This is a genomic window from Mycetocola lacteus (assembly GCF_003667575.1).
GTDB classification, from domain to species: Bacteria; Actinomycetota; Actinomycetes; order Actinomycetales; family Microbacteriaceae; genus Mycetocola; species Mycetocola lacteus.
Map to the genome: position 1 here is coordinate 119,476 of NZ_RCUY01000005.1, position 12,250 is coordinate 131,725.

12 protein-coding genes are annotated in these 12,250 nt (G+C 65.4%); 4 read left to right on the forward strand and 8 right to left on the reverse strand.

The window, feature by feature from the left end; translation table 11 throughout:
- Window positions 1-107 precede the first annotated feature (107 nt).
- The 4 genes from ftsL to D9V34_RS06135 form a co-directional block, all read right to left on the reverse strand.
- Window positions 108-698 carry a cell division protein FtsL gene (ftsL, locus tag D9V34_RS06120; RefSeq protein ID WP_121687986.1) on the reverse strand — a complete coding sequence of 197 codons (591 nt, stop codon included), beginning with the start codon at window positions 696-698 and terminating at the stop codon, window positions 108-110.
- 2 nt (window positions 699-700) lie between these two features.
- Window positions 701-1,651 carry a 16S rRNA (cytosine(1402)-N(4))-methyltransferase RsmH gene (gene rsmH, locus D9V34_RS06125; protein WP_121687987.1) on the reverse strand — a complete coding sequence of 317 codons (951 nt, stop codon included), beginning with the start codon at window positions 1,649-1,651 and terminating at the stop codon, window positions 701-703.
- Window positions 1,652-1,771: 120 nt separating this feature from the next.
- Window positions 1,772-2,203 (reverse strand): division/cell wall cluster transcriptional repressor MraZ, encoded by a 432-nt coding sequence (gene mraZ, locus D9V34_RS06130; RefSeq protein WP_030143316.1) that lies wholly within the window; start codon window positions 2,201-2,203, stop codon window positions 1,772-1,774.
- A gap of 363 nt (window positions 2,204-2,566) precedes the next feature.
- Window positions 2,567-2,968, reverse strand: coding sequence for a DUF3040 domain-containing protein (locus D9V34_RS06135; RefSeq protein WP_121688461.1), 402 nt, complete (start codon window positions 2,966-2,968; stop codon window positions 2,567-2,569).
- A gap of 79 nt (window positions 2,969-3,047) precedes the next feature.
- Between D9V34_RS06135 and D9V34_RS06140 the strand changes: the two genes are divergently transcribed.
- Window positions 3,048-4,154, forward strand: a complete 1,107-nt coding sequence (locus D9V34_RS06140; RefSeq protein WP_121687988.1) for a polyprenyl synthetase family protein — start codon at window positions 3,048-3,050, stop codon at window positions 4,152-4,154.
- Window positions 4,155-4,211: 57 nt separating this feature from the next.
- Here the strand turns inward: D9V34_RS06140 and D9V34_RS06145 are convergent, their stop codons facing one another.
- Window positions 4,212-4,553 carry an Rv2175c family DNA-binding protein gene (locus tag D9V34_RS06145; RefSeq protein WP_030143313.1) on the reverse strand — a complete coding sequence of 114 codons (342 nt, stop codon included), beginning with the start codon at window positions 4,551-4,553 and terminating at the stop codon, window positions 4,212-4,214.
- Window positions 4,554-4,747: 194 nt separating this feature from the next.
- Here D9V34_RS06145 and pknB point away from each other — a divergent pair, with 194 nt between their 5' ends.
- Both pknB and D9V34_RS06155 read left to right on the forward strand, forming a co-directional pair.
- A complete protein-coding gene (gene pknB, locus D9V34_RS06150) occupies window positions 4,748-6,697 on the forward strand; it encodes a Stk1 family PASTA domain-containing Ser/Thr kinase (RefSeq protein ID WP_121687989.1) in 1,950 nt (649 codons plus the stop codon).
- Window positions 6,698-6,706: 9 nt separating this feature from the next.
- Window positions 6,707-6,892: a hypothetical protein gene (locus tag D9V34_RS06155; RefSeq protein ID WP_121687990.1), complete on the forward strand. Its 186-nt coding sequence runs from the start codon at window positions 6,707-6,709 to the stop codon at window positions 6,890-6,892.
- Between the two features lie 86 nt (window positions 6,893-6,978).
- Here D9V34_RS06155 and D9V34_RS06160 read toward each other — a convergent pair whose 3' ends face one another.
- From D9V34_RS06160 to D9V34_RS06170, 3 genes are all read right to left on the reverse strand, one after another.
- Window positions 6,979-8,313: a class II 3-deoxy-7-phosphoheptulonate synthase gene (locus tag D9V34_RS06160; protein ID WP_121688462.1), complete on the reverse strand. Its 1,335-nt coding sequence runs from the start codon at window positions 8,311-8,313 to the stop codon at window positions 6,979-6,981.
- A 107-nt stretch (window positions 8,314-8,420) separates the two neighbouring features.
- Complete coding sequence (locus tag D9V34_RS06165) at window positions 8,421-9,110, reverse strand: lysophospholipid acyltransferase family protein (RefSeq protein WP_030143309.1); 690 nt, start codon at window positions 9,108-9,110, stop codon at window positions 8,421-8,423.
- 108 nt (window positions 9,111-9,218) lie between these two features.
- The gene (locus D9V34_RS06170; protein WP_121687991.1) at window positions 9,219-10,181 is read right to left on the reverse strand and encodes an ROK family glucokinase; all 963 of its coding nucleotides are present in this window, start codon (window positions 10,179-10,181) and stop codon (window positions 9,219-9,221) included.
- Window positions 10,182-10,386: 205 nt separating this feature from the next.
- Between D9V34_RS06170 and D9V34_RS06175 the strand changes: the two genes are divergently transcribed.
- Window positions 10,387-12,210, forward strand: coding sequence for an AMP-dependent synthetase/ligase (locus tag D9V34_RS06175; protein WP_121687992.1), 1,824 nt, complete (start codon window positions 10,387-10,389; stop codon window positions 12,208-12,210).
- Window positions 12,211-12,250: the final 40 nt, after the last annotated feature.

Genomic DNA, 12,250 nt, shown 5'->3' on the forward strand with positions numbered 1-12,250 from the left:
AGGCGGAGGGCGAGGATGACGACACGGTACCGGTTCGCGCAGCGTGGGCTACGCGAACCGGTGGGTGCGGGCGAGGCCCGCGCGATAACCGAGGTTGCCGCGTGAAACTAGTGGGTCTTCGGTGAGGGAAGTCCCGCGTCCAACGATACGTTGGCCGGGCCCGCGGGAGCGTTTGCCGCGCCCGAGTTGATCACAACATCTCCCCCGGCGGTCGCGATGGGCGCCCCCTGGATCATCGAGTTCTGAATCGAGTTCGCCGGGACCTGCTTAACCGGACCGGTGCCCGCGGCAGTGCCGGTCACCTCACCGGTCTTCAGCGAGAGATAGGCGGGGGTGCCCCCGAAGGTCATGCCGAGCGCCTGGGCGTTGGCGGCAATGTACTGCGGCGAGGAGATCGCGGCCAGATCGGTGCCGATCGACTGGCTCTGCCAGCCCAGCTCACGGTGCTCCTTCTGCAGGGCATTGAGCTCATAGGCGCCCTGGCTGAGGCCCACGCTGAGCAGGATCTGGGTCAGCACAATCGCGCCGATGGCTCCCAGCGCCATAAACGCATAGAGCAGCTTGGGCTTGGCCTGAGCGCGGGTACGCGTGCCCGGGGAGACCGCGCGCAGCGGCCGTTCCCGGCCGCGCTCGGGTGCCTCGACCGGTGCGGCGGTAACGTCCCACGCGAAATCGTTGCGTGCCAGGTTTTCACTCATGATCAGCCCTCACGTACTCGTTCTGCCGCGCGCAGCCGGACCGGCTTGGCGCGGGGGTTTTCTTCGATCTCGGCGTCCGAGGCAAGCTCGGCGCCACGAACCAGGAGCCGGAAGCGTGCCGCGTGTTCGGGCAGCTCCATGGGCAGACCGGCCGGCGCGGTGGACGCCGTGGCCTTGGCAAACAAACGCTTGATGATGCGGTCTTCGAGGGACTGATAGGACAGCACCACGATGCGTCCTCCCACATTCAGCGCGTCCAGCGCGGCGGGAATGGCCGCGGACAGCACGCTGAGTTCGGTGTTGACCTCGATCCGCAGGGCCTGGAACACACGCTTGGCCGGGTGGCCGTTGCGGGAGACCGCGGCCGGGGTTGCATCCTGCAGGATCTGCACGAGCTGACCCGAGCGGGTAATCGGGGCCTCATTGCGCGCGGCGATGATCGCCCGAGCGTAGCGACCGGCGAGCTTTTCCTCACCGAAGTCTTCGAAGATGCGGCGCAGATCACCCTCGCGATAGGTCGCCAGGATGATCTCGGCGGTCAGTTCGCTGGTGCCGTCCATGCGCATGTCCAGCGGTGCGTCCTGGGCGTAGGAGAAACCACGCTCGGCGCGGTCCAGCTGGAGCGAGGAGACGCCGAGGTCAAACAGGATCGCGTCCACGCCGGAGACCCCAGCGCTTTCCAGGGCGCCCTCGATGCCGTCATAGACGGTGTGCACGAGGTGGGCCCGGTCGGCCACGGCAGCGAGCCGGGTACCGGCAATCTCCAACGCCTGCGGGTCGCGGTCCAAACCGATCAGGTTGAGGTTCGGGTAGCGGGTCAGCATGGCGAGCGAGTGCCCACCCATGCCGAGGGTCGCGTCAATCGCCCAGGCCCCGGGCTTTGCCAGCGCGGGGTCGAGCAGCTCGAGACAACGCTCGAGGAGTACGGGGGTATGAATCTTGTCGAGTTCCATAGTGTTTTCTTCCGGTGCCCGATGGGCAATCCCTGGGGCCTGATCCCCATCCGCTCCGTCCCGCCGCCAGGGAAGGGGCGTCGGCACGTGGATGAACGGCGGGGGGTCGGGGTGCAGGGACTAGAACAGTCCCGGAATCACCTCCTCGGCGGTGTCGGCGAACGCCGCTTCCTGCTCGGCCAGATAGGCCTCCCAGGCTTCGGTGTCCCAGATCTCGGCGCGGCTACCCGCACCGATGACGGTGAGTTCGCGGCTCAACCCGGCATAGTTACGCAGCGCCGAGGGAACCGTGATGCGGTTCTGCTTGTCCGGAGTCTCCGCGCTCGCCCCCGAGAGGAACACACGCAGATAGTCGCGGGCCTGCTTACTGGTCACCGGGGCCTGCCGAATCTTGGTGTGCATGTCCTCGAACTCTCGAGTACTGAACACGTAGATGCAGCGTTCCTGGCCACGGGTCATCACCACCCCGCCGGCGAGTTCCTCACGAAACTTGGCCGGCAGGATCAGGCGGCCTTTTTCATCCAACTTCGGGGCATAGGTACCGAGAAACATGTCTCCAGCTCCCTCCCCCGATCGGACGACATCCACCGCTTGCCCCCACTTTACTCCACCCCCTACCACTTTCCTAGGAACCAAACCTAATTTTTCGATTTAACGCGCCGAGAGCCCAGTAAATACGCGACCTGTGAAAGTGGAGGGAAATGGAGCGTTAAATCCGCTCAGCGAGTCTATGTGCCGGTATAGGCCGGAATTTGGGCAAAAAAATACCCTCCACAGCACAAGTGGAGGGGCGTGGAGGGCTCCGGGGAGGAGGGTGGAGAACCACGGGGAGGGATGTGGAGCAATGCGACACGAACCGCACAAACAAACATGGGCCACCCCGAAGGGTGACCCATGTCAATAAATTCTTGAGAGCTACTGCTCGCCGCCGTCGCGACGATCCCAGCGTTCCCCCAAGCGATCCATAAAGGAGCTCGACGGGGAGGAAGATGAACCACCCTTGGCCTTGGCCGGCTGGGCGAAGAACTCACCCGAGGGGGCCGCGGTTGGTGCCGCCTTTTTGGAGGGGGTAATGGCCACCAGCACACCGGCGAGCATCGCGGCGAAGCCGACGATCCCAAACAGTGGCTGTTTCAGCATTACCGCGACGATCAATCCGCCAATTCCGACGATTGCCAGCAGCGCGCCCAGCGCGATGCTGCGGTAACTCGGACGCCCACGTTTACTGCCCGCGGTCGACACAAAATCTGCGTCATGCCCGTACAGGCTACGCTCCATCTCGTCAAGAAGACGCTGCTCCTGCTCGGATAGCGGCATTCCGATCGCCTCCTCCATCAACCTAATGCGCAAGTGCGCCCTCTCACTCTAGCCGCCCAGGGAAAGCTAAGCTAGACGCGTGAACGAAACCGAGCACCTCCGTGACCAGCTCCAGCTCCGCATCGATCAGTTTCTGATCGAGCATGAATCCATTCTGGCGCGGATTGCCCCCGACCTCTCCACGTTCTCGACGTACTCCCAGAAATTCCTCAGCGGAGGCAAGCGTTTTCGAGCGATCTTCGCCTACTGGGGCTGGCACGGTGTCCGCGCGAGCGATCCCTCGGTGATCCTGGACGAACCCGCCGCCCGCGACATCATCCTGGGTGTGGGCGCGGCGCTTGAGATCTTCCACGCGGCCGCCCTGGTCCACGACGACATCCTGGATAACTCCGACACTCGCCGCGGAGAACCGGCCATTCACCGCCGCTTCGAAGCCCTCTCGGCCGAGGCAAACTGGCGTGGGGATCACTCGACGTTCGGGCGTGGCGCGGCGATCCTCTTTGGCGACATGCTGCTCAGCTGGAGCGACGAGCTGATGTACAACACCCTCGCCGCGCTCCCCCGCGAGAACGATGCGGCCGCGCGAGCCGAGTACCAAAACATGCGCACCGACGTGACCGCCGGACAGTATCTCGATGTCCTCGAGGAGAGCGCCTGGTTTGGCCACTCCGATGAGGAGCTGATCACCCGGGCGCGCCAGATCCTCACCTATAAGTCGGCCAAGTACAGCGTCGAGGTGCCCCTCGCTTTGGGGGCAAGTGTCGCCGGCGGGTCGGAAACCCAGTTGGCCGCACTGCGCGCCTACGGCCTGAGCGTGGGAACGGCCTTCCAGCTGCGGGATGACATTCTTGGTGTCTTCGGGGATGCTCGGGTCACCGGCAAGCCCAGCGGCGATGATCTGCGCGAGGGCAAGCGCACCCTGCTGGTGGCGCTGACCCGGCGCGAGCTGCCCGAGGCCGAGCGGGCTCGCTTCGATGCGCAGATCGGCAACCCGGATCTGAGCGATCAGGAAATCCTCGCCCTGCAGACCCTGATGCACGAGACCGGCGCGGTGGCCGCGCTGGAGACCATCATCGCCGAGAGTGTCGCCACCGGCCGCGCGGTGCTGGATGAGGCCGGACTCGGCGAGGAGGCCACGGCGGCCCTGGATGCTCTGGCCCTCAAAATGAGCAGCCGCACCGCCTAGCCCGCACACACAAAACCGCCGCGCACCATGGGGTGCGCGGCGGTGTGTTGTCTGGGGTTAGGCCAGGGCCTGCGTGATGCGCCGTACCTCGGTCTTCCGACCGGAGATCAGCGCATCAATCGGGGCCACTCCCAGGGTCTCCTCCTCGGAGAGCAGCCACTCCATGGCCTCCTCGGTGCTGAAGCCGGCATCCTCGAGCAGGAACAGGGTTCCGCGCAGGTGCACCAGCGGTTCACCGTCCTTCAGGAAGTCCGCGGGGACACTCAGGACACCGTTTCGCTTGATTCCAAGCAGGTGCTTGTCCTCAATCAACCGGCGAATCCGGCTCGGGGTCTGGTCAAGGATCTCTACCAGCTCGGGCATTGCGAGCCACTCACGCTGTGCATATACATCGGTCACCCCACAAGTCTTACACGCGTGGCCCCCGGGAGCCCACTTTGAACGCGACACGCGGTCACTTTTTGCCCAAAAACCCCGAATCCCGGCGTTCAGCGACGCAGAAACATCATCCGATAGGGCGATTTCGGGCCGCCACACCGCGCCACAAGGCGTTTTGTACAGGGTCCACGCAGCTCTGACCGTAAACTTGACCCGTGACGTCCAGCCCACTTCCCGATCCCCTGATCGGTCGTCTGATTGATGACCGCTATCAGGTGCGCTCGCGTATCGCCCGTGGCGGCATGGCCACCGTGTACCTGGCCACCGACCTGCGCCTGGAGCGCCGAGTCGCGCTCAAGGTGATGCACGGGCACCTCTCCGACGACACCAACTTCAAAAACCGCTTCATTCAGGAGGCTCGCTCGGCCGCCCGGCTGGCCGACCCCAACGTGGTGAGCGTGTTTGACCAGGGCCAGGATGCCGATATGGCCTACCTGGTCATGGAGTATCTGCCGGGCATTACCCTGCGCGATCTGCTGCGTGATCACGGCCGGCTCACGGCCCGCCAGGTCATCGACATCATGGATGCGGTCACCAGTGGCCTCGCTGCCGCCCATCGCAGCGGCATCGTGCACCGTGACCTCAAACCCGAAAACGTGCTACTGGCCGATGATGGCCGGATCAAGATCGGTGACTTCGGGCTCGCTCGGGCGGTGACCGCGCAGACCGGCAGCGGCCAGGCCCTGCTCGGTACGATCGCCTACCTCTCCCCCGAGCTGGTGACCCGCGGTGAGGCCGACGCCCGCAGTGACATCTACGCGCTCGGCATCATGATGTACGAGATGCTGACCGGTGAGCAGCCCTACCAGGGCGAGCAGCCGATGCAGATCGCCTACCAGCACGCCAACGAGTCGGTACCGCGGCCCAGCGCCAAGGTCCCCCAGGTCCCCGCGGATCTCGATGACCTGGTGCTGTGGTGCACCGAGCGCGAGCCCGAGGAGCGCCCCACCGATGCCGGGGAGCTGCTCGAACGGCTGCGCGAGGTGGAGCGCCACCTGGGACTGTCCCACTCGACTCCGGCACCCCCCACCCCGACCGCCGTGGCCACCACCGTGTTTCCGGCTCTGCTCGGGGCCAATGATGGTGCCGATGTGACCCGCGTGCTCACCTCGCCGAGCGTGCGCACCGGACCGGTGGATCCGCACGATCAGACCTCGGCGCTCAGCGTACGCTCCAACCGTCGCGCTAAGCGCGGCTGGTGGGTGCTCCTGTTGGTGCTCGTTCTGGGCATCGGCTCCGGAACTGCCGGCTGGTACTTCGGATTTGGCCCGGGCGGGCTGCTGGATGTCCCGAACCTCGTGGGTAAGCCCGCGGCGGAGGCATTCGACACCCTGAAAAAAGCTGAGATCAAGACCGAGCGGGCCGAGGAATACTCCCTCACCGTGCCCGCCGATACCGTCATTGCCACCGACCCCGCGGGGCCGACCCGAATCGATAAGGACCGGGTGGTGAAGATCACCGTGTCCCTGGGCCTCAAGAACGTGTCCCTCGGCGCGCTGGGTGGCAAGTCCCTCGAAGAGCTGCGCCCGGTTCTCGCCGAGAACAACCTCACCGAGGGCACGATCACCAAGCACTACTCCAGCAAGGTTGCCGCCGGCAACATTCTGGGAGTCAGCGTGGGTGGTACCGACATCACCGAGAGTGGGGAAACCCAGTGGGGTCAGACCCTCGACTTCTCGGTGTCCGCCGGGCCGATTCCCCCGGTGAGTGGACTCTCCGAGGATGCCGCCCGCAGCGCGCTCACCGGGGTGGGACTCCAGGTGGCCAGCGAAAATAAGACCGAGTTTAGTGACACGGTCCCCGCGGGGAATGTGATCGCGGTCAGCGAGCTGCGCGCCGGCGTGGTCCCCGATGTCGGGGGCACGGTGACCCTGGTGGTCTCGCTGGGTCCCGACCTGGTCGCCGTCCCCGACGTCACCGGTAAGCCGGTCAAGGCCTCTAAGAAGGCCCTGGAGGACGCCGGGTTCACCGTGACCGTGAAGTCGGGGATCCCCCAGGCCGTGGCCGATCTGCTGGGCGACTCCTTCACCGTGGCCGGAACCGACCCCGCCGGCGGAACCAAGATTAAGCGCGGCGCCGCCGTAACCATCCAGGCCAACTTCTAGGCCACACCCATGCGCCGCTTTCGAACGCTCCTGATTGTTGGCGTGGCCGCGCTGCTGGCGCTGTGGGGGCTCGCCTACGTGGTGCCCGATGACTGGTCCTGGCTGATCCTGGTGGGCTACGCCCTGGTTATTATCGGTGGCGGACTGGCCGCCAAGTGGATCCAGCGCCGCGGGGCACGCGACCGCCGCCGGTAGGGGTGCTCCTGCGGCCGTGTGCGGCCCGAAAACGGCGATGGCCCACGTTCCCGAGGGAACGTGGGCCATCGCCGTTTCTGAGCGGACTACGCGTTGCGCGCGGCCAGCTCCTCAGCCACCAGGAACGCGAGTTCGAGGGACTGCTTGTGGTTCAGACGCGGGTCACACAGCGACTCGTAGCGGGTCGCCAGGTCGGCCTCATCGATGTGCTCGGCACCACCCAGGCACTCGGTCACATCGTCGCCGGTCAGCTCCACGTGGATACCACCGGGGAACGTGCCCACCTGACGGTGCGCCTCGAAGAAGCCCTTGACCTCGTCCACCACATCGTCGAAACGACGGGTCTTGTAGCCGTTGGGGGTTGAGAAGCCGTTGCCGTGCATCGGGTCGGTGACCCACAGCGGGGTCGCGTCGGAGGCCTTGATGGCCTCCAGCAGCGGGGGCAGGGCGTCGCGGATCTTGCCCGCACCCATCCGGGTGATGAAGGTCAGACGACCCGGCTCGCGGTTGGGGTCCAGCTTGTCCACCAGGCGCAGCATGTCGTCCACGCTCGTGGTGGGTCCCAGCTTCACACCGATCGGGTTGCGGACGCGCGAGAGGAAGTCGACGTGTGCACCATCGATCTCACGGGTTCGCTCGCCGATCCAGATGAAGTGCGAGGAGGTGTTGTACGGGGTTCCGGTACGCGAGTCGATCCGGGTCATCGGACGCTCGTAGTCCATCAGCAGACCCTCGTGACCGGTGTAGAACTCCACCCCGCGCAGCGAGTCGAAGTCAGCCCCGGCGGACTCCATGAACCGGATGGCCCGGTCGATGTCCTTGGCCAGCTTCTCGTAGCGAGCGTTGGCCGGGTTGGCGGCGAAGCCCTGGTTCCAGCGGTGCACCTCGCGCAGGTCGGCGAAACCGCCCTGAGTGAAGGCGCGCACCAGGTTCAGCGTGGACGCGGCGGTGTGGTAGCCCTGCACCAGGCGCTCGGGGTTCGCGGTGCGCGACTCCGGGGTGAAGTCGTACCCGTTGACGATGTCGCCGCGGTAGGCGGGCAGGGTCACGCCATCGCGGGTCTCGTCATCACTCGAACGCGGCTTGGCAAACTGACCGGCCATGCGGCCCATCTTGACCACGGGCATCGAGGCACCGTAGGTCAGGACAACAGCCATCTGCAGCAGGGTACGAACGCGGTCCCGGATCTGGTCGGCGGTCGCCCCGGCAAAGGTCTCGGCGCAGTCGCCACCCTGGAGCAGGAAGGCGTGACCGCTCGCGGCGGCGGCCAGGCGATCACGCAGCACGTCTACCTCGCCGGCAAACACCAGCGGAGGCAGGGTCGAAATGGTGGCCGAGGCACGCGCGACGGCGTCCTTGTCCGGCCAGTTTGGCTGCTGCTTGATCGGAAGTTCGCGCCAATAGTCCAGCCCGGCAATCACAGCGTCATCTGCTTGCACAACCGGCTCTAATGGATTTCCCACGGCACTTCCTATATCTGTTGTTGATGTCTTACCTGGCCGACCGATTGGGGCCAGCGATACCCAGCCTAGCGGGTAGTTGAGGCGGTCTTGTTTTTCATCGTCGTGGCGTACACATCTACATACTCCTGACGGCTCAATCGCTGCATTTCACTCATCAGCTCGTCGGTTACCGAACGCAACACAAAACGGTCGCTGGCCATTCCCTCGAAGCGGCTGAAGTCCAGCGGCTCACCGATGATGATGCCCAGCCGACGCGGACGCGGCAGGGCCTTACCCAGCGGCTGTGCCTTCTCGGTGTCGATCATCGCGACCGGGATCACCGGGACTCCGGACTCCAGGACCATCCGGGCCACACCCGTGCGTCCGCGGTACATGCGCCCGTCCGGGCTGCGGGTTCCCTCGGGGTAGATCGCCATCAGATCCCCCTCGGAGAGCACACGCAGACCCGTGTTCAGCGCCGCCTCGGACGCTTTGCCTCCCGAGCGGTCAATCGGGAGCTGCCCGGTAGCCAGCATGAAGTGCTTCACCAGCCAGCCCTTGAGGCCCTTCCCGGTGAAGTAGTCACTCTTGGCCAGGAAGGTGACCCGGCGGCGCAGATACAGCGGCAAAAAGATCGAGTCCACCACCGAGAGGTGGTTGCTGGCGAGGATCGCGGCACCGTGGGTGGGCACGTTTTCGGCGCCCACAACCCAGACCCGGAAGAGGGGCTTAAGGATGGGGGCGATGATGAACAGCTTCATAAACCGATAAAACATGGGGACCTTATTTCGGTTGCCGGATCGTTCGAGCATAGCGCGTGGGGCTCAAAACAGACGTGCACCCGGAAGCAATTGCTCCCGGGTGCACGTCGCAGCGCGCGCTGACTAGGCCGGGATACCCTCGGCATAGCGGCGGGCGATGTCCGCGGCACCCACGACACCGGCGTCGTTCACGAGCTCGGCGATCACAAAGGTGGCCTCGGGGTGGAAACCGTGAGCGGGGTGGTGGGCGCGATAGGCCTCGCGGATCGGGCCCAGCAGGTCCTCTCCGGCCTGGGCGACGCCGCCGCCGATCACAAAGAGCTGCGGGTCCAGCACGGCGCCCAGCGAGGCGGCCGCGGTGCCGATGTAGGTGCCGAGGATGCGCAGGGCCTCCAGCGCACCCGGATCCTTGGCCTGGCTCAGCTGGGAGATCAGCGTGCCGTTGAGCTCGCCGCCGTTCTCGGCGCGCACGCGGGCCAGCTCGGCGCCGATGCCGTCGGCCTGGGTGTCCGCGATCTCCTCGCAGTAGCGCTGCAGGGCGCGGCCCGAGCCGTAGGGCTCAAAGCAGCCGTGCACACCACAGCCACACTGGATCCCGTCGGGGATCAGGCGGATGTGGCCCAGCTCGCCACCCACGCCGAACCCGCCGCGCAGCAGGCGATCGTTCAGCACAACCGCACCACCCACGCCGGTTCCGATGGTCAGCATGACCATGTCGCTGGTGAGTGCGCCGGCGCCGTGCACAAACTCGGCCCAGCCGGCGGCGTTGGCGTCGTTCTCGATGATCACGGGCAGGTCGATTCGCGCCTGCAGCTTGTCACGGAAGGGTTCGTTGCGCCACGCCAGGTTCGGTGCGTAGTAGATCTCCGACTGGGCGGCGTCGATGAAGCCGGCGGCGGCGACGCCCACGGCGGCCACCTCAAACTCCTGGCGCAGGTCCTCTACCATCGCGACAACGGCGTCCTCGATGCTCTTCACGTCCGACGCGTCGGTGGGTACTCGGCGGGCTGCCACAATGTTGCCCTGCTCGTCTACAACCGCACCCGCGATCTTCGTGCCACCAATGTCGATACCGACTGCATGCATGCTGCGCAAAACCTTTCCTCGGGCTGTCTGGGTATTAACGCCCTGGTCGAGTTTAGTGGCCCCCGGCGCGCCCTGCACGACCACGCCGATATTCGGCAAAACGTTCATGATTCTCGCTGGGAACTCGGTTACGTTTTCACCCAACCCACGTTTTGCGAACTAAGGTGGGGTGTACCCGATTCCAACTGGTACCAAAGGAGATACCGTGGCTCAGATCGAGATACCCGCCGTCGTCCCCGCAGATCCGGAAGCCAACACCACCGATTTGCTGATTGAGCGAGTGCGACTCACCCCAGACCGTGCGCTGTTTGCCGTTCCCCGTGGCGACAGCGAGTGGGTCGATATCAGCGCTACCGAGTTTTTAGATCGGGTGACCGCCCTGGCCAAGGGCCTGGTCGCCGCCGGAATCGAGCCCGGTCAGAAGATCGGCCTGCTCGCCAAGACCCGCTACGAGTGGACCCTGATCGACTTCGCCACCTGGTTTGCCGGAGCCATCCTGGTCCCGATCTACGAGACCAGCTCGCCGAGTCAGATCCAGTGGATCCTCAGCGACTCGGGTGCCACCGCGCTGATTCTGGAGAGCCCCGAACACTTCGCCAAGTTTGATGAGGTACACCCCGAATTGCCCGAAATCGGACAGGTGTGGCAGATGCACCTGGGCGCGATCGAAAAGCTCATCGTCGCCGGTGCCGAGGTCCCCGACGAGGAGATCGAACGCCGCCGCAACCTGGCGCGTGGCGAAGACATGGCCACGCTCATCTACACCTCGGGCTCCACCGGACGCCCCAAGGGCTGTGTGCTGACCCACTCCAACTTCGTCGAGCTCACCCGCAACTCGGCCGTGGATCTGGCCGAGGTGGTCAACATGCCCGGCGCCTCCACGCTCCTGTTCATCACCACTGCCCACGTGTTCGCCCGGTTCATCTCGGTGCTCACCGTGTACTCGGGGGTCAAGACCGGGCACCAGCCCGACACCTCCAAGCTGGTTGAGTCGCTGGGTTCGTTCCACCCGACCTTCCTGCTCGCGGTGCCGCGGGTGTTTGAAAAGGTTTACAACTCGGCCGAGCAAAAGGCCGAGGCCGGCGGAAAGGGCAAGATCTTCCGCAAGGCCGCCGACACCGCGGTTGAGTACTCCACCGCCCTGGAATCCGGCTCGGTTCCCTTCGGGCTCAAGCTGCGTTTTGCGCTGTTTGACAAGCTGGTCTTCAGCAAGCTGCGTGCGGCCATGGGTGGCCGAATCAAGTACGCGGTGTCCGGCTCGGCCCCGCTGGGTCCGCGACTGGGTCACTTCTTCCACGCGCTGGGGATCACCATCCTCGAGGGCTACGGCCTGACCGAGACCACCGCCCCGGCAACCGTGAACCGTGCCCGTACGGCCCGCATCGGAACCGTCGGTCCCCCGCTGCCCGGTAACGCCATCCGCATCGCCGAGGACGGCGAGGTTGAGGTGCGCGGCGTGTGTGTCTTCCAGAGCTACTGGAACAATCCCGAGGCCACCGCCGCCGCATTCGACGACGGCTGGTTCCGCACCGGCGATCTCGGCACCCTGGACGAGGACGGCTTCCTGCGCATCACCGGCCGGAAGAAGGAAATCATCGTGACCGCGGGTGGCAAAAACGTCTCCCCGGCCGCGCTAGAGGACCCGATCCGCGCCAACCCGCTGGTCGGCCAGGTGGTGGTGGTGGGCGATCAGCGCCCGTTCATCTCCGCCCTGATCACACTGGATCGCGACATGCTGCCCACCTGGCTCAAGAACAACGGGCAGGACGAGAGCCTGGACATCGCCCAGGCCGCCACGAACCCGGCCATCCTGGCCGAGATTCAGCGCGCAATCGATGCCGCCAACACCCGGGTGTCGCGCGCCGAGTCGATCCGCAAGTTCGTCATCCTGAGCACCGAGTTCACCGAGGCCAGTGGCCACCTGACCCCGAAGCTCAGCATCAAGCGTGGCGAAATCCTGCACGACTTCGCCGGAGTCATCGACGGCATCTACGCCAAGACGCCCACCCAGAGCGTGTCCCTGCCCTAGCCCCTACGGCAAAACGCCCGTGGCCCATCCTGAAGAGGAT